Source organism: Thalassospira lucentensis MCCC 1A00383 = DSM 14000 (assembly GCF_000421265.1).
In the GTDB taxonomy this organism is placed as follows: Bacteria; Pseudomonadota; Alphaproteobacteria; order Rhodospirillales; family Thalassospiraceae; genus Thalassospira; species Thalassospira lucentensis.
In genome coordinates this window covers 56,689-74,759 of record NZ_ATWN01000014.1, presented here as the reverse complement: position 1 = coordinate 74,759, position 18,071 = coordinate 56,689, and the positions used below count along the sequence as shown (strand labels likewise).

Below are 18,071 nucleotides of genomic sequence, written 5' to 3'. Positions count from 1 at the left end.
ATCCCCTGATCCATCATTCTGACCGGGGATTACAGTACTGCTCTGGCTGCTATCAATCTGTCTTGCGCAAACACAGGATCACTCCGTCGATGACAGATGGATATGATTGCTATCAGAACGCGCTGGCCGAACGCATCAACGGCATTCTCAAACAGGAATTCCTGTTTCACCGCTGCAAGACATTCGAAGATCTCAGGCAACTGGTCAAGGAGGCCATACAGACATACAATACCATGCGACCGCACTTCGCACTGGCGATGCAAACACCAGAACAAGTGCATCAAAAAGCCAGCGGACGATATCCGCTGGCTCCTTGAAAACCGTCAACGTATTTTAGGACGGCACAGTGACCTTCACGGCATGACGCAGACCGAAACGTCCTGTGATGAACTTGTGACGAAAAAGCCGCGAACTGGATGCCCTGCATTTGCGAAAACACATAGATTCCAGTCCATCATATCGATGCAAATACATTTATTTTCAGATACTTAAATCGGTTACAAAGCGTAACAAAGAGTGATTTGTTTGATTGTCATTCCATCGGTAATGTCTGAAGCTAACGAAGCAACGGTTACGACCATTCATAACGCTTCATACAATTTTTGCTCGAAACTGACGGACCTGATTTGGGGGTTACCTTGAACAAGATTACTGACCTAAGCGCCGCATTCGCGCAGACAGGCGTATCGGATAACGATATCGTTTGTCAGCGCACGCTCAAAGCGTCCATCGGCTGTGCCGGTGTCGGGCTGCATTCTGGTCAGAAAATCCGCATCACCCTCCATCCGGCAGAAATTGATCACGGCATCGTCTTCCGCCGCACGGATCTGGCGGAACAGCCACTGTATCCGGCGCGCTATGATGGTGTGATTGATACCCGTCTTTGCACCTGTCTTGGCGATGCCTCAAAGGGCATCAAAATTGGCACCATCGAACATTTGATGGCCGCCCTTGCCGGTGCGCGCATTGATAATGTCCTGATTGACATTGATGCCGACGAAGTGCCGGTCATGGATGGCAGTTCAGCCCCGTTCAACTTCCTGATTGACTGTGTCGGGATCGAAGAACAGGACGCACCGCGTCAGGTGATCGAAGTTTTGAAATCCGTCGAAGTTGATTACAACGGCTGCACGGCACGCATTGAGCCGGGCAACGGCTTTGAAGTTGATTTCGAAATTGATTTCGCCAGCAAGGCGATTGCCAATCAGCGTATGTCCGTCAAATTTGATGACGGCGTTTTCGTTGCCAACATTTCACGTGCCCGTACTTTTGGCTTCCTTCACGAAGTTGAAGCCATGCGCTCCGCCGGTCTGGCGCGCGGTGGGTCGCTTGATAACGCGGTTGTCCTGTCGGGCGACGAAGTCATGAACGAAGAAGGCCTGCGCTACGAAGACGAATTCGTGCGCCACAAAATCCTTGATGCGCTGGGTGATCTTTATACCGCCGGGATGCAGCTTCAGGGCAAAGTGACGGCCTATAAATCAGGTCATCATGTTAACAACCTGCTGCTCAAAGCGCTGCTTTCTGATGAAAGCGCCTATCAGGTTGTCCCGATGCGCAAATCAGCCCTGTATGCCGTTAACGACACGCCGGTTCTGGCAACGGCCTAAGTCAGCGCTGGCTTAAGCATTGCGGCATGAAAATGTGTTGCGATCATGTGATTAAGGCGACCGTCGTGGTCGCCTTTTTTCGTCTCTGAACGGTGAATCTTGCAATGTCTTCTTGCCCGATGAAACCTGATGGCCGATAAAAGTGCCAAATGGGCATACAACTACTTGCCCAATCCCGCCCTCCCCATGATATAGTCCGGCGGATTTTTTAAAACGTGCCTCACGAAGTTCAAGGATAGGTCACAGTGCTGAGTACCGTTCGCGCCAAAAACATCATTGCAATTTGTGGCATGGCCATTCTGCTTGCTGCCTGCTCAAGCAATGATGCGCCGGAATATGTCGAACGTCCGGTTTCCGAGCTGTATAACAGCGCGCAAGATCTGCTTGATGCCAAGGAATACCAAAAGGCCGCCGAGGCGTTTGATGAAGTTGAACGCCAGCACCCCTATTCGGTCTGGGCGACCAAGGCGACCCTGATGTCGGCATATGCCTATTATCAGGACAACAAATACGATGATGCGATCAGCGCGATAGACCGCTTTATTTCGCTCCATCCGGCCAACCCGGATGTGCCGTATGCCTATTACCTCAAGGCACTTTCCTACTACGAACAGATTTCCGACGTCGGCCGTGATCAGCAAATGACACAGGATGCGATGCAGGCACTTGATGACATCATTCGCCGCTTCCCCGACAGCAAATATGCCCGCGACGCCAAACTGAAAAAAGACCTGACGGTTGACCACCTTGCGGGCAAGGAAATGAGTGTCGGCCGGTATTATCAGGATCGTCAGGAATTTCTGGCGGCGATCAACCGGTTTAAATCGGTTCTTGATAAGTACCAGACCACGACGCACGTTCCCGAAGCACTGGCGCGCCTGACCGAATGCTATCTCGCCCTTGGGCTTGAGGGTGAGGCAAAACGCACCGCATCGGTTCTTGGCCATAACTTCCCAGGCAGCGAATATTACAGCGATTCTTATGCACTTCTGGTCGATGACGATACGATCAAGGCCGCACAGGATGATAAAAGCTGGTGGGATTCCGCAACCCAGTCGGTTAGTGACCTGTTCTGATTGTCCGCAGCCGACATAAAAGCCCTTTAAGACTCCGGCGTTAATCGTGTGATATCACAGACGAAATCACACCAGAACACAACAAGAACAAACTGTTCTTGTATGCTGTTTTAAAACATTTTTCGCAGAAGACTGCGGATTGGGTGTTTTTGCCCGAATACCGGCATGCGCAAGACTTGCAAGCGTCTTCAGTATTGGGCACTGTGCAAGTTACAGCGACGTTTTGCCCGATCATCCGTGCCAGACCTGTCTGCTGCCCCGTTAACAACATCAGTACCCAGCGATGCTTCGACGCCTCAGCATTCGGAACGTAGTCCTTATCGACAAACTGGATCTTGATTTTCACGATGGGCTTAGCGTCCTGACCGGGGAAACAGGCGCGGGTAAGTCGATCCTGCTTGACTCATTGGGTCTGGCCCTTGGCGCGCGTGCCGACAGCGGGCTTGTCCGCCATGGCTGTGACAAATGCAGTGTTTCCGCAACCTTTGTCCTGCCGCAAGGGCATCCGGTTTATCGGCTGCTGTCTGGGCAGGACATTGATCTTGAGGGCGAGGAACTTGTTGTCCGGCGGGTTGTCACCGCCGATGGACGATCGCGCGCCTATGTCAACGATCAGGCGGTATCCGTCGGCCTTCTGCGTGATGTTGGCGATTACTGTGTTGAAATTCAGGGCCAGTTTGATCAGCACGGATTGCTTGATCCGACCACGCACCGATCCACCCTTGATGCGCATGGCAACCTTGGCAGCATGGCCCTTGCCGTGCGTGATCATTGGCGGGCCTGGCGCGAAACGCAAAAAGAACTCAACACCGCACGCGCGCGCATTGATAAGGCGCGCGAAGAAGAAGAATGGCTGCGTCATGCGGTCGATGAACTTGAAAAGCTTGGCCCCGAAGAAGGCGAAGAAGAACGCCTTGCCGAAGAACGCCAGTTTTTGATGCACGGCGAAAAACTTGTCGCGGCGTTAAATGACGCCAGCGGGGAGCTTTCACGTGGCAAGGGGGCGGAAAGCGCGCTTCGCAGTGCGCAAAGGTGCCTTGAACGTGAACTTGAAAAGGCCGATGGCCGGTTTGAACCGATTATCGAGGCGCTCGACCGTGCGGCGATTGAGCTTGAAGAAGCCAATCGGTCGATTTCAGCAACGCTTGCCGATCTGAATGTCGATACCGGTCATCAGGAAAATGTCGAAGAACGGTTGTTTGCCCTGCGTGCGGCTGCGCGCAAGTACAATGTGCCGGTCGATGGCTTAAACGCGTTGATGAAAGATTTCCGGTCCCAGATCGATCAGCTTGAATTTGGCGAAAAGGAACTGTCGCGCTTGACCGCCGCCGTTGCCCAGTACCGTTCCGCCTTCGTTGAGGCCGCCGAGAAGCTACATGCTGCGCGTAAAGAGGCCGCCGCCAAACTTGATACGGCGATCAACGCCGAACTGCCGCCGCTGCGTATGGAAAAGGCAAGCTTTGTCACCGACATTGCCAAAACCAACGAAGGCGAATGGGGCAGCGAGGGCATTGACCGTATCCAGTTTACCGTTGCCACCAACCCCGGCAGTCCGCCCGGCGCACTCAATAAAATCGCATCCGGGGGTGAACTTTCGCGGTTCCTGCTGGCGTTGAAAGTTGTGCTGGCCCGTGTGTCAGCTGTGCCCAGCCTTGTCTTTGATGAAGTTGACAGTGGTGTGGGCGGGGCCACGGCGGCCGCCATTGGTGAACGGTTGCATTTGCTGGCCAAGGAACGACAGATCCTTGTCATCACCCACAGCCCGCAGGTTGCTGCGCGCGGTCGCACGCATTTTTATATTGCCAAGCGGGAAACAGAGGGCACCATGGTCACCCGTGTAGATGCCTTGGTCGATGGTGCCCGGCGCGAAGAAATTGCCCGCATGCTGGCCGGTCATTCCGTCACCGCAGAAGCCCGTGCTGCTGCCGACAGCCTGTTAGAACAACCTCGTTAAGCCAGTAGCCCAAACACACAAGGGGGCGACTGGCGAACACTGCATACGGAACAAAAAGAATATGAACGCCGAACACGCGTCAGACATGCCTAATCTACCCGACCTCCCTGCATTGCCCGAAACCAGTACCGAGGCACGCAAACAGCATGCGGAAATTTCCGACCGCATTCGCAGTTTCAACGAAGCCTATTACATCAATGATGAACCGCTGGTTCCCGATGCAGAATATGACGCGCTGTTTAACCGCCTGATCGAACTTGAAACCCATTACCCGACATTGAAGAAAAACAGTCCAACACAGGAAGTCGGGGCGGCCCCGGCCGATGGCTTTGCCAAGGTCAAACATTCCCGCCCGATGCTGTCGCTGGGCAATGCGTTTTCGCGCGAAGACATCGTTGATTTTCTGGCCCGTATTCGCCGGTTCCTAAGCCTTACCGCTCACAGCCCGGTTGAGGTGGTTGGCGAGCCCAAGATCGACGGCCTGTCCTTATCGCTGCGTTATGAAAACCGCCAACTGGTGACGGCCGCGACCCGTGGCGATGGTTCGGAGGGCGAAGACGTCACCGCCAATGTGGCCCATATCGGCGACATTCCCCAAACTTTGCCCGATGATGCGCCCGATGTGGTTGAAATCCGCGGCGAAGTTTATATGGCGCGCTCGGCCTTTCAAAAGCTGAATGAAGTGCAGGCTGCGGCCAACGCCAAGACATTTGCCAACCCGCGCAATGCAGCGGCGGGATCGCTCCGCCAGCTTGACCCGACCATCAGTGCCAAACGCCCACTTGGTTTTTTTGCCTATAGCTTTGGCGAACTGTCGGAAAGTCTGGCCCAGACCCAGTGGGATTTCCTGCACAAGATCGAAGGATGGGGATTTGTTACCAATCCGCTGACGCGTCTTTTGAACGATGCTGACGAGATCATGGCGTTTTACGAGGATCTGGGCAAACAGCGGCCCGATCTTGATTACGACATTGATGGCATTGTCTATAAGGTCAATGACTTTGAGCTTCAGCTGCGCCTTGGTTTTGTCAGCCGGTCACCGCGCTGGGCAATTGCCCATAAATTCCCGGCCGAACAGGCCCGGACCCGCATCAATGCCATCGAAGTACAGGTCGGGCGCACCGGTGCGCTGACCCCGGTTGCCCGTCTTGAACCGGTGACGGTGGGCGGTGTTGTGGTGTCAAATGCCACCTTGCACAACCGTGATGAGATTGAACGGCTTGGCGTTCGGGTTGGCGATATGGTGATCATTCAGCGCGCTGGGGATGTCATCCCGCAGGTGGTTGAGGTGATCCTTGATGAACGCCCGGAAGACACGGTGGAATACGCCTTCCCCGATCATTGCCCAAAATGTAACAGCCACGCCATGCGCGAAGAAGGCGAAGCGGTGACGCGCTGCACCGGGGGGCTGATTTGCCCGGCACAGGCAGTTGAGCGCCTTAAGCATTTCGTGTCACGCAATGCGTTCGACATTGATGGCATGGGGGCCAAGAATGTCGAGGCGTTCTTTGACAAGGGCTGGGTCCAGTCACCCGCCGATATTTTCCGCCTCGAAGACAACCACGCTGACGAAATTCGAAAACTGGAAGGTTGGGGTGAAAAATCCGCGACCAAGTTGTTTGACGGGATCAACGAACGGCGCACCATCGGCCTTGACCGGTTCATCTATGCGCTTGGCATCCGACAGATTGGTCAGGCCACCGCAAAGCTTTTGGCACGGCATTACACATCGATCGGCCAATGGCGCGCGGCAATTGTCGATGCCAATCAGGCCGACAGCGACGCACTCCGCGAACTGATCAATATTGATCAGATTGGCCCGGGTGTCGCCAAGGACCTGATTGAGTTCATGGCAGAAAGCCACAACAAGGATGTGCTTGATGACCTTGAAAGCGTTCTGACCATTCAGGACGTCGAGGCCCCGCAGGTTTCCGACAGCCCGGTCAATGGCAAAACGGTTGTCTTTACCGGTAAGCTGGAACTGTTTTCGCGCAATGAGGCCAAGGTCAAAGCCGAGAGCCTTGGGGCAAAAGTTGCCGGATCGGTTTCAGCAAAAACCGACTATCTGGTTGCAGGACCGGGTGCGGGTTCCAAATTAAAGAAAGCAGAAGAATTAGGTGTTACAGTTCTTGATGAACAGGGCTGGCTTGATCTGATTGCCAACACATAAAACCGTGCCATAGCGGAAAGGGTAGATAGCCGATGGAAGACTTGGGAAGTTTTTTTCGCCGTTATGTCGACGCGCATCTGAAGCTTGAACAAACCGCACTTGATGAATTTTATCATTACCCCAGCCTGATCAATGATCTTTCCGGGGTGCATGCGATTTCATCGGTTGAGGACCTGCACACCTATCATCAGTCTTTCTTCGAAGAATTGAAAACCGCCGATCTGGCCAAGGCAAAATCCATTTTGGTCGAGCAGCACTCAGCCCTTCCCGGCGGAGCACGCGCGATTGTCTCGTTCCGCTTTGGCAATTCAGAAAACAACCTGATCTTTGATTGCGATTACGCCTTTGCCCTGCTTAAGCAGGAAGATCAATGGCAGATCGTTTTCGCCCAGCTTGACGAAATTCGTTACAGCGATCTGTATTGAGGCCCGTAGTGGAGGAACGCCCCCACATACATCCCCATCTGGCTTTCCTGCCTGCGGCATTGGTGCTGGTACTTGGCTGCACCCTGCCTGACGGCCCTGCCCATGCAGACCCCGATTTCGACACCCTTTCGGGAACCGCCCGTGCGGTTGATCCCGATACGCTGGAGTTTGGCTTTCGCCGCATTGATTTGTGGGGGGCCGACGCGCTTGAACGGTTTCAGAAATGCCTGGTGAACGGGCAAAGCACGGCCTGCGGCGCCGAAGCATGGCAAGTTACAACCAACCTTTTGGTCGCCACCCCGGTCACCTGTGAGGTGCGCGGTAAAAACCGCTATCACCGCAACATGGCAGTTTGTCGCAATGCCAATGGTATCGATATCGGGCAAAGCCTGATTGCGCGCGGCATGGCCGTCGCCCGTCGGGATGAAATGCCCGAATATGGCGCGACAGAAGACAGTGCCAAGCAATCACGCGTTGGTGCATGGGCGGGTGAATTCGTTGATCCGCTGCAATGGCGCCGCGGAGAACGACTTCCTGAACATGAAATCGAAATCCGTCGCTGGCAACGCGACGAGTGATCATATCCTCATTGTGACGAACAAGGCTCTGTAGCGCCTGTCCCACGAATGCAGTGTCCAAGTCTGGACCAAAATTTCGACTTGATTACTCTTTGCTTGCTGAAAAGAACGGCCGGGCCAGCAATCGTCCAACACCTGCCAACGTCACACCATTTTTGATTGATGCAACACCAATGATAACGACGGCAAAGCCGGCAATCTGCGGCAAGGTCAAAACTTCCCCCAACAGCAGCCACGCTGCAAAGAATGTCATCGCGGGTCCCGATAGCGAAATCAACGCTGCCTGTGTCGCCCCAATGCGACGAATGCCTTCATACAGCAGGAAGAACGGGATCACCGTGCAAAAGATCGATATCGCTGCCGTCCATAAAACACCATCAACGTTCAGGTTCAGCGGGTTTTGCACGATCAGTTCATAAATAATCATCGATAGACCGGCCATGGTATTGACCAGTGCGGCAAAATGCATTGAACCAATCACCTGGATCATGCGTTGCCCAAAATAAAGATAGCCCGCATAGGTCAATGCCGAGGCAAACGCCCAAAACGCGCCAACCCACAATGTACCTGACACCGCCCCGAAGCCATCCGGGGCCAAAACCAGCACCAAGCCAAGGTAGGTCACCGCAAAACAGAATATCTGGCGTAACGGCGGCAACCGCCATTTGTGCAGACATTCAAGGATCAGAACAATTGCCGGGAAGGTAAACAGAACAATCCGCGATACGGTCACTTCAATGAGTGAGACCGCCGTAAAATCAAACAGCGCGGCGGCAAAGAACAAGCCGCCATATAACGCCCCCCACGCCAGATCGACCGGTTTCATTAGCCGTTCGCCCGGGCGGTTCTTACCAAAGAAATACACCCCGACCCAAAAGAACGGCATCGCGATCATGAACCGTAACAACAACAGCCCATCCACCGTCATCCCCGTCGCATAGACAAATTTTGCCAGAAGGCCCTTCATGGCAAAGGCGGCCGTGGACAGCAGCACAAGCGTTAAGGCCGAACCAACTGGTTTTACAACGGGTTGTGATTGGGGTGTTGAGGTCATTGTGGTCTCCGGTTCTCTCTCAAGCGTCACTATCCTTAGCATTTGGTCATTATTCAATTCGAATTAATTGCTATCAGATATCAGTTTTGGCTATATCTAAGGCAGATTGGATTTAATCGTCGCAGCATCGCAGCCCAAGGATCACCGGCATGGATATCAAACAGCTTCGAAGTTTTGTTCATATTGCCGAACTGGGCAGTCTTTCGCGGGCGGCAGAACGGCTTAACCTGTCGCAGCCTGCCTTAAGCCGTCAGCTTAACCTGCTTGAAGAGGCACTTGATACGAAGCTTCTTGAACGCACGGGTCGCGGGGTCAAATTGACCGAAGCCGGGCAGATGCTGGCGGAACGCGCCCGCGTCATTCTGGGTGATCTCGCACGGCTTGAAGCCGATCTTTCGGCACGGCGCAGTCAGGTAACCGGGCATGTTCATGTTGGTGTGCCGCCCAGTGCGGGCATTGTGATTACCGGTGCGCTGGTCGAAGCATTGCGTGACCGGTTTCCCGATCTGAACATTTCAATTGCCGAAGACCTGACCGGGGATGTTCAGGAAGGTTTGCTGTCGGGACGTCTTGATATCGGCATTCTGCATGACGGCATGATATCGCGCAGCCTGCATGCGGAACCACTGTGGCGCGAAGACCTGTATCTGATTTCCCACCCATCACAGGTCGGTGAGCAGGAAACCGACATCGCGTTTGAAGATGTTTTATCCTTACCGCTCATCATGCCAACCAACAAGCATGGCCTGCGGGCCAAGATGCAGGAAGCCGCCTTTCGTGCCGGTCGCCCCTTAACCCCGGTGGTCGAAGCAGACGCCCTGCGCGTGCTGGTCGATCTGGTGCATCGCGATCTTGGCCATACCGTATTACCGCGAAGCTCGCTTGTGATGGAACTTTCGACCGGACGCCTGCGGGCACGTCGTATTGTCAGCCCGGAACTGTCGCGCAAGGTGATGTTGTCATGGCTGCATGACCGTCCGCTTAGTACCGGCGGCAAGGCGGTTATCGATACACTGCGTGAACTTGCCGGGACCATGCCAATGGCCGCCGAACTTTAAGCCGCGAATTGCGGACTGCAAATATGAAAACCCCGGCAGGTGTTCCTGCCGGGGTTTTCAATTAATCGCCCAAAAGTTTGGACGTTCGATCAGACAGGTGCCTCGGAGGCAGATGATTTCTGCCACAGGTTCAACCCGCCGTCGGTTGCGTATTTATCGATCTCGATCAGTTCTTCTGCACTGAATTCAAGATTATCAAGCGCATCAAGGCTGTTATCAAGCTGCTGCACATGACGTGCACCAATCAGGGCCGATGTGATTTCAGGGCGACGCAACACCCATGCAATCGCCATCTGAGCCAATGTCTGACCGCGACGTTTGGCAATCTCGTTCAGCGCACGTACGCGGTTGAGGTTTTCTTCCGTCAGCATTCCGGTCTGGAACGATCCTCCAAGGGCGGCACGGGAATCTTCGGGCACACCATTGAGATACTTGTTGGTCAAAAGCCCCTGTGCTAACGGCGAAAAGGCAATACAGCCCATGCCAAGATCAGACAGCGTATCAAGTAGACCGTCTTCTTCGACCCAGCGGTTCAGCATCGAATAGGATGGCTGATGAATGACGCAAGGCGTGCCAAGATCCTTAAGGATAGCATGTGCCTCGCGCGTCATCTGCGGTGAGTATGACGAAATCCCGACATAAAGTGCCTTGCCCGAACGCACGATTTGATCAAGTGCGCCCATGGTTTCGGCCAACGGGGTATCAGGGTCGACACGGTGCGAATAGAAGATATCCACATACTCAAGGCCCATGCGTTTCAGGCTTTGATCAAGGCTGGAAATCAGGTATTTGCGCGAACCCCATTCGCCAAACGGCCCCGGCCACATGCGATAGCCCGCCTTGGTCGAAATCACCAACTCGTCGCGGTGTTTTTTCAAATCCTGCGAAAGTGCTTTGCCGAAGTTTTCTTCGGCCGATCCCGGGGGCGGACCATAGTTGTTGGCCAGATCAAAATGAAACACCCCACGGTCAAAGGCACGGCGCATCATGGCGCGCTGGGTTTCATAGACATCGACGCCGCCAAAATTCTGCCACAGGCCAAGGGTGATCTTCGGCAGGATCAAACCACTTTTGCCGCAACGCTTATAGGTTTCGGCGTCATAGCGGTTGGGATTTGCCAGCCACTGTTCTTCGACTTCAGCCATGTCTTCCTCCAGTTATCAACAAGCGGTTAACCGCCTTTATTTGAATCGATCCAATGGACCATTCTTAACACGATCAGAACGTGATTGTCAGTTCCCAGCAGACGAAAAGCCGCCCCAAAGATCGGAGCGGCTTCTGTTTTTCACATCGCGGTAAAACGTTGCGCAATCATGCCCGTTTTTTCTTGATCGGTGCGGTTGCCTTTTGCAACCATTCAAGGTGATCTTCGTCAAGATCATCGGCATAAAGGGCATAGACCTGCGCGTGGTAGTCATTAAGCCACTGCAGTTCATCGGCATTCATCAATTCCGGATCGATCAATTTTCGCTCAATCGGCGAGAAGGTCAGCGTTTCAAAGCCAAGCATCTTACGGTCCGCGCCAACCGGTCCATCGATTTCGGTGACCGCAATCAGGTTTTCGATGCGAATACCGTATTCGCCTTCTTTATAGAAACCCGGCTCGTTCGACAGGATCATCCCCGGTTTCAGGGCAATCTTGTTGGCCGCCTTGGAAATGCGTTGCGGGCCTTCGTGCACGCCAAGGTAACTGCCAACGCCGTGCCCGGTGCCATGATCAAAATCAAGACCGACTTCCCATAACGGCATGCGCGCCAGTGTATCAAGCTGCTGACCGGTGGTACCAACCGGGAAGATCGCGCGGGCCAGTGCGATGTGGCCTTTGAGAACCCGGGTAAAGCGATCACGGTGTTCCTGACTGGGGTCGCCAATCACCGTGGTCCGGGTAATGTCGGTCGTGCCATCGACATACTGACCGCCGGAATCAATCAGGAAAATCTCACCGGGTGTCAGGTTGCGATTACTTTCGGGCGTATTGCGATAATGGCACAATGCACCGTTTGGGCCGCTGCCCGGAATGGTTTCAAAACTGGAATCACGAAACAGCGGGTCCTCGGCACGCAGCGACAAAAGTTTGTCGGCGGCAACGCGTTCATCAATGCTGCCGTCGGCGGCTGCTTCGTCAAGCCACTTGAAGTAGCGGATAATTTTTTCGCCGTCCCGTTTGTGGGCTTTGCGTGATCCTTCGAGTTCGACATCATTTTTACACGCCTTGGGAATGGCAATCGGATCACGACCGACCCGAACGGTCGCCCCCGCAGTACTTAGTTGCATGCGCAACCAATCTGATGCGGTTGCCTCATCCAGTCGCACGGACTGATTGCCCATCGCCTTCAATGCGGCGGACAATTCACCCGGCGCACGCAAGGTTGCTTCGCCCTTCAGCCAGTTAACCGTTTCAGGTGCGACTTTGCGGTCATCGATGAACAGTTCCACCGAAGCATCACCGTTGATGATGGCATAGCCAAGTGCCAGTGGTGTTTGCGGCACATCGGCACCACGAATATTCAAAAGCCATGCAATGCTGTCTGGTGCCGACAAAATGGCACTGTCACAGGAAATACGCGAAAGTGCGTCGGCAATTTGAACACGTTTATCGGCCGTGGACTTTCCAGCATATTCAATCGGATGCGGGCGCACCGGGCCAAGCGGCATGGCCAGTTGTGCGTGCCAAAGTGCGTCAATCGGGTTGGTATCAATCGCGATCAGTTCCGCACCGACACCCTCACAGGCAGAACGTAAATGTGCGGCCTGCTGGACCGTATGCAGCCATGGGTCATAGGCCATTTTCTGGCCGGTTTTCAGATTGTCATGCAGCCAGCCAACAACAGGTTCATCGACCAGATGGCGGTATTCAAACAGATCACGGTTAACCTGCTGACGCACCTGAATGGTATAGCGGCCATCGACAAATACGGCGGCCTTATCGGCAAGGACCACCGCCGCCCCGGCCGAGCCGGTAAAACCGGTCAGCCACGCCAGACGTTCAGCGCGTGCCGGGACATTTTCGCCCTGATGTTCATCCGCGCGCGGCACAATAAAACCGTCAACGCCCTTGGCGGCCAAATAGGTGCGCAAGGCCGCAACGCGTTCTGCCGGATCAAAATCGTCCTTTGCTTCCTTAAACAACCCTTTGCGTTCATCGCGCAGGGCGAGTAACGCCGAGGTAAGTTCATTACTTGGCGAAGGCGCAATCAGGTCAATCCAGTCGGTACGCGTATCACCATCGGCTGCTGCAAGCACACCATCAATCAGGTCAATGATAGCGCGAACATCCTTACGGACCTTGTCGCGTTCAAGCAGAGTTGCAAGTTGGGCATCGCCGGAAATCGTCATGAACATCCTCTTTCGGTACGTGGGGCAGACACCCTATGTAAGGGTTGTTACCGACCCCGCGCAAGCATCAAAGATTTTCCGCATATTTTATATCATTTACCCACGACCTATACCCTCACATGCGTCAGGGGTATGAATGCCCTGCAAGCTTCGCAATACAAATTAGCTAAAGATTAACTTATTACATGTCCGTGACAAAAAGATGCCCTGTCGGGACGTCAATTTGCAGGAGACCAAGAACGGTGATCCGTTTTCCTATTACTGCCCTGAGTATCGTACAATCTCGTCGTCGACAGACGGCCTATGACGGTCTTGAGCGCCTGGCCCTCGGTCAAAAAACAGCGCTCGGCCTTGATACTGGCCCTGCCCATCTGGCAGACGATGAAAACTACCGATCGCCAATCGGTAAAATCGACACACAGGACAAGGATTAACCGGATCAATCCCGCCCGGACTGGTCGGATGCCAAAAGACGCAACGCAGGATCAAGGTTCATGGTCCTAGCGGTAATTTTTGTCTCTTCCCTCTGAAACGGCCCTGCTTCTCCACAGCAGGGCCGTTTCTTTTTGACCAAGCGCGCCCCGCCGCGCCATAGTGCACAAAACAAAGACCATTTTTGGGGTGGCTATGACCAAGACAATCCTTATCACCGGCGGATCACGCGGCATTGGGCGCGCAACGGCCGTTCTTTTTGCCCGCAAGGGATGGAACGTCGCCATCAGTTTTGTCGGCAATCGGGAAAGTGCCGATCAAACCTGTGCGATATGTGAACGGGCCGGGTTTACCGGCAATGCCTTTGCGCGCAAATGTGATGTGCGCGACGAAAATAGCGTTGCCGATTTTTTCGCCGCCGCCCACGAACGGTTTGGCCCGCTTGACGGGGTGGTCAATAATGCCGGGATTGTTGCGCCAAAAAGCTCGCTTGCCGATATGGACCTTGACCGCATGAAGGCGGTTTTTGACACCAATGTTCTTGGGGCTTATCTGGTGGCGCGCGAAGCTGCGCGCATGTTGTCATCGGGCGGGGCACTTGTGAATGTATCCTCGGTTGCGGCAAAACTCGGCTCCCCGGATGAATATGTTGATTACGCCGGGTCAAAGGGGGCTGTTGATACCCTGACCATCGGCTTGGCCAAGGAACTTGGGCCCAAGGGCATTCGGGTGAATGCTGTGCGTCCCGGCATCATTGATACCGAAATTCATGCCAGCGTTGGCCGCCCTGAACGTGTCAAAGAACTGGGACCGGCCTGCGCGCTTGGTCGGGCGGGTGCAGCGGACGAAGTTGCCCAAAGTATTTACTGGCTGATCTCAGACGATGCGTCTTATGTCACCGGTAGCATTCTTGACGTATCGGGTGGGCGGTAAAGACCGCCTCCCCGACTTTCTTTTGCGTCAAAATGCAAAAAGACCACGCACTGCGTGGCCTTTTGAATTCCGATATCCGTTCGGCTTAGCCGACCAGAAGTGTCGTCCAGTTTTCGACCTTGAACCGCTTAATCAGCGACAGGCCAACTTCGCGGTAGGCCGACAGGACAAACTGTTCCTGATGCGATAGCAGGCCCGACAGGATCACAACACCGTCGTTAGACAGGGTGCTGGTCAAATCACGTGCCATGGCCCGCAACGGCCGGGCAAGAATGTTGGCACAAACAATGTCGTAATGCCCAGCCCCCCGAATGCGGGTATCCTGAAAACCGTTGGAGTGAATGGCGGTGACCAGATCGGCAATCTTGTTGATTTTGGCATTTTCACGCGCCACACGCACAGATGCCGGATCAATATCGGCCATCACAACCGGGCAACGCCATGTTTTGGCACAGGCCATGCCCAGAATGCCCGACCCACAGCCCATATCAAGTGCGTTCAGACGCGAGCCTTTTTTCGCCATCCAGTCAATCGCGGCCAGACATCCCTTGGTGGTCTGATGCTCACCCGAGCCAAATGCCAGTCCGGCATCGACCTGAAGCCCGGTTTTGGCCACCGGAACGCCTTCGCCCCAATGCGATCCATGGACATAAAAACGTCCGACCGAAATCGGCTTGAAGCTGCGCAGGTTCTCACTGACCCAGTCTTTTGGCTCATAGGTGCCAAAGCTTACCGCAGGTGTATCAATCCCCATGGCGGATGCCATGATCGACACCGCGGTTTCGACTTCGCCCTTATCAAACGGTTGACCTGCGAAACCTTCAATGCGCCACGGGCCGTCTGGATCACCGTCGCGTTCAAAGTGTGACAGCGCATCACAATATTCAAACAGCGCATCGGCAAAGGCCGCGGCATAGGCGCCATTAACTTCGAACTGGAAGTTATAGCTTAGGACGGGTTCGGTCATATTGCTTCTCGCTTGTCAGGGCTGCGCGCAATCGCCGCCCGGTTAATCAGTCTTCCTGAAATTTGATCCGGGGCTTACCCCGGCAGGATAAAGCTGTCGACCACTTTCTTTGTCCCGACACCTTCGAAATGGATTTCAAGCTTGTTGCCTTCAACTGCGCTTACCGTGCCCGGTCCGAATTTACGGTGACGTACCGCGTCCCCGACCTTGTACTTCGACGATTTCGAATTGCTGCTAAAGCTGACGTCGCCGTCGGGCTTAACGTCAATGACGTTTTTGCGCATTCGGTCCTGCCAGCCGCTTGAGGCAAATTTACGTTCCCCCGCACCCAGAACCTGATTGCGGTTTGAACTTTCATCGGCCCAGCTTGGCATCTTCATCCAGTCATCCGCCCCCCAGGCACCGGGCGAATGATTGCCCCCATGCCCGCCAAGGCCGGTATCACTGATCCGGTCAATATGTTCATCGGGCAGCTCATCGACAAACCGCGACGGCAAGGCCGATTGCCACTGGTTATAAATCCGCCGGTTGGCGGCATAAAGGACCGTGGCACGTTTGCGCGCACGGGTGATCCCGACATAGGCCAGACGACGTTCTTCCTCAAGGCCCTTAACGCCGCTTTCATCCATCGCACGTTGATGGGGGAAGACGCCTTCTTCCCAGCCGGGCAGGAACACATAGTCAAATTCAAGGCCCTTGGCGGCATGCAGGGTCATGATGGTGACTTTTTCGTCCGCATCGTTTTGGACGTTTTCCATCACCAACGACACATGTTCAAGGAAGCTGGTCAGGTTTTCAAACTCACCAATGGCGGAGACAAGCGCACTTAGGTTTTCCAACCGACCGGGGGCGTCAATTTCCTTGGAGGTGCGCCACATATCGGTATAGCCGCTTTCATCCAGCACGGCCTGCACCACCTCAACATGCGACTTGTCGGCCAGCATTTCGCCCCAGCGTTTAAAATCGCCCAGCAACCCGCCGATGCTTTGACGCATCTTGGGTTTGAGTTCTTCGGTATCGATCAAATCGCGGGCGGCAGCGGGCAGCGGTATCGCCTGATCACGCGAATATTGATGCAGGGTCTGAAGTGTGGCCTTACCCACACCGCGCTTGGGCACATTGACGATGCGTTCAAACGCCAGACTGTCATTGGGCTGTGCGACCATGCGGATATAGGCCAGCGCATCGCGGATTTCCTGGCGTTCGTAGAAACGTGGTCCGCCAACAACCCGGTACGGAATGCCAAGGGTGATCAGCCGTTCTTCAAACTCACGGGTTTGGAAACCGGCACGCACAAGGATCGCCATCTGCGCGGCACCAATGCCATTACGCTGAAGTGCCTCGATGTCTTCACCGACCAAGCGTGCCTCTGCCTCCCCGTCCCAGACACCTTTGACAAAGACCTTTTCGCCGGTATCCAGTTCAGTCCAAAGCTGTTTGCCCAGACGGCCATCGTTGAATGTAATCAGCTTGGATGCGGCGGCAAGAATATGCGGGGTTGAACGATAATTTTGTTCAAGTTTGACAACCTTGGCCCCGGGGAAATCAGACTCAAACCGCAGGATGTTGCCAACCTCGGCCCCGCGCCAGCTATAGATCGCCTGATCATCATCACCGACACAGCAAATATTGCGGTGAACCATCGCCATCGCGCGCAGCCAAAGGTACTGCGCGACGTTGGTATCTTGGTACTCATCAACAAGGATATAGCGGAAGGTGTTTTGATACTGCTTGAGCACGTCGGGGTGCTTTTGAAACAGGGTCAGGCAATGCAGCAAGAGATCACCAAAATCGCAGGCATTCAAAACCTTCAGGCGATCTTGATAAATCTGATACAGGTGCTTGGCCCCGCCGTTGGCGAACTCGACACTTTCATTGACGCGCTCAGGTGTCAGGCCCTTGTCCTTCCAGCGCTGAATGATGCCCATCAGCTGCTTGGCAGGCCATTTTTTTGGATCGATCTGTTCGGCGTCCATGATCTGCTTAAGCAGACGGACCTGATCGTCGCTATCAAGAATGGTGAAATTTGATTGCAGCCCGATCAAATCGGCATGACGGCGCAACAAACGGGCAGATAACGAGTGGAACGTTCCCAACCACCATCCTTCAACCGGACGACCAAGGGCCTGTGCGACACGTTCCTGCATTTCCTTTGCCGCACGGTTGGTAAAGGTCACCGCAAGGATTTGATGGGGATGCAGGCGTTCGCTTTGCGCCTTGGTTTCAAGCAAATGCGCAAGCCGGGTTGTCAAAACCCGGGTTTTCCCGGTGCCCGCACCGGCCAGAACCAGCAACGGCCCATCCAGCGTTTCGACAGCGTCGCGCTGCTCGGCATTCAGGTTGTCAAGATATGCCGGGGCCGGAGCGTCTGATAAGCGCATTTCCGGGCTGGCGGCGAATTCATCAATTTCGAAGGGATCATCCATCATGACGGCATATATATCACGCTGTGGTCAGAGGGCCAGTCTTGCATCCCGA

Annotated in this window: 15 protein-coding genes; 10 read left to right on the top strand and 5 right to left on the bottom strand. The window is 54.4% G+C overall.

The features are described from left to right. The 7 genes from K355_RS24740 to K355_RS24735 form a co-directional block, all read left to right on the top strand. The coding region (locus tag K355_RS24740) for an integrase core domain-containing protein (protein WP_022734018.1) at positions 1-317 on the top strand (317 nt) is incomplete at its 5' end. A 321-nt stretch (positions 318-638) separates the two neighbouring features. Beyond that, positions 639-1,610, top strand: a complete 972-nt coding sequence (lpxC, locus tag K355_RS0121990) for a UDP-3-O-acyl-N-acetylglucosamine deacetylase (protein ID WP_022734331.1) — start codon at positions 639-641, stop codon at positions 1,608-1,610. A 245-nt stretch (positions 1,611-1,855) separates the two neighbouring features. Next, positions 1,856-2,686: an outer membrane protein assembly factor BamD gene (locus K355_RS0121985; protein ID WP_022734330.1), complete on the top strand. Its 831-nt coding sequence runs from the start codon at positions 1,856-1,858 to the stop codon at positions 2,684-2,686. 283 nt (positions 2,687-2,969) lie between these two features. Next, positions 2,970-4,640 (top strand): DNA repair protein RecN, encoded by a 1,671-nt coding sequence (gene recN / locus K355_RS0121980; protein WP_022734329.1) that lies wholly within the window; start codon positions 2,970-2,972, stop codon positions 4,638-4,640. A 61-nt stretch (positions 4,641-4,701) separates the two neighbouring features. After that, positions 4,702-6,810 carry an NAD-dependent DNA ligase LigA gene (gene ligA / locus K355_RS0121975; protein WP_022734328.1) on the top strand — a complete coding sequence of 703 codons (2,109 nt, stop codon included), beginning with the start codon at positions 4,702-4,704 and terminating at the stop codon, positions 6,808-6,810. Positions 6,811-6,842: 32 nt separating this feature from the next. Next, positions 6,843-7,235, top strand: a complete 393-nt coding sequence (locus K355_RS0121970) for a hypothetical protein (RefSeq protein WP_022734327.1) — start codon at positions 6,843-6,845, stop codon at positions 7,233-7,235. Positions 7,236-7,243: 8 nt separating this feature from the next. Further along, positions 7,244-7,813 (top strand): thermonuclease family protein, encoded by a 570-nt coding sequence (locus K355_RS24735; RefSeq protein ID WP_022734326.1) that lies wholly within the window; start codon positions 7,244-7,246, stop codon positions 7,811-7,813. 85 nt (positions 7,814-7,898) lie between these two features. On the opposite strand, the gene K355_RS0121960 is transcribed toward K355_RS24735, so the two are convergent. Beyond that, positions 7,899-8,867 carry a DMT family transporter gene (locus K355_RS0121960; protein WP_022734325.1) on the bottom strand — a complete coding sequence of 323 codons (969 nt, stop codon included), beginning with the start codon at positions 8,865-8,867 and terminating at the stop codon, positions 7,899-7,901. A gap of 149 nt (positions 8,868-9,016) precedes the next feature. On the opposite strand from K355_RS0121960, the gene K355_RS0121955 reads away from it, so the two are divergent. Continuing rightward, positions 9,017-9,925, top strand: coding sequence for a LysR family transcriptional regulator (locus K355_RS0121955; RefSeq protein ID WP_022734324.1), 909 nt, complete (start codon positions 9,017-9,019; stop codon positions 9,923-9,925). Between the two features lie 89 nt (positions 9,926-10,014). Here K355_RS0121955 and mgrA read toward each other — a convergent pair whose 3' ends face one another. Continuing rightward, positions 10,015-11,070 carry an L-glyceraldehyde 3-phosphate reductase gene (gene mgrA / locus K355_RS0121950; RefSeq protein WP_022734323.1) on the bottom strand — a complete coding sequence of 352 codons (1,056 nt, stop codon included), beginning with the start codon at positions 11,068-11,070 and terminating at the stop codon, positions 10,015-10,017. A 166-nt stretch (positions 11,071-11,236) separates the two neighbouring features. Further along, on the bottom strand, positions 11,237-13,261 hold the full coding sequence (locus K355_RS0121945) for an aminopeptidase P family protein (protein ID WP_022734322.1): 2,025 nt from the start codon (positions 13,259-13,261) through the stop codon (positions 11,237-11,239). Between the two features lie 242 nt (positions 13,262-13,503). On the opposite strand from K355_RS0121945, the gene K355_RS0121940 reads away from it, so the two are divergent. Continuing rightward, positions 13,504-13,695, top strand: a complete 192-nt coding sequence (locus K355_RS0121940; protein WP_022734321.1) for a hypothetical protein — start codon at positions 13,504-13,506, stop codon at positions 13,693-13,695. Positions 13,696-13,888: 193 nt separating this feature from the next. After that, a complete protein-coding gene (locus K355_RS0121935) occupies positions 13,889-14,626 on the top strand; it encodes an SDR family oxidoreductase (RefSeq protein WP_022734320.1) in 738 nt (245 codons plus the stop codon). Between the two features lie 85 nt (positions 14,627-14,711). Here the strand turns inward: K355_RS0121935 and K355_RS0121930 are convergent, their stop codons facing one another. Then, on the bottom strand, positions 14,712-15,593 hold the full coding sequence (locus K355_RS0121930) for a 50S ribosomal protein L11 methyltransferase (protein WP_022734319.1): 882 nt from the start codon (positions 15,591-15,593) through the stop codon (positions 14,712-14,714). Positions 15,594-15,667: 74 nt separating this feature from the next. Further along, positions 15,668-18,019, bottom strand: a complete 2,352-nt coding sequence (locus tag K355_RS0121925; protein ID WP_028791867.1) for an ATP-dependent helicase — start codon at positions 18,017-18,019, stop codon at positions 15,668-15,670. Between the last annotated feature and the right edge of the window lie 52 nt (positions 18,020-18,071).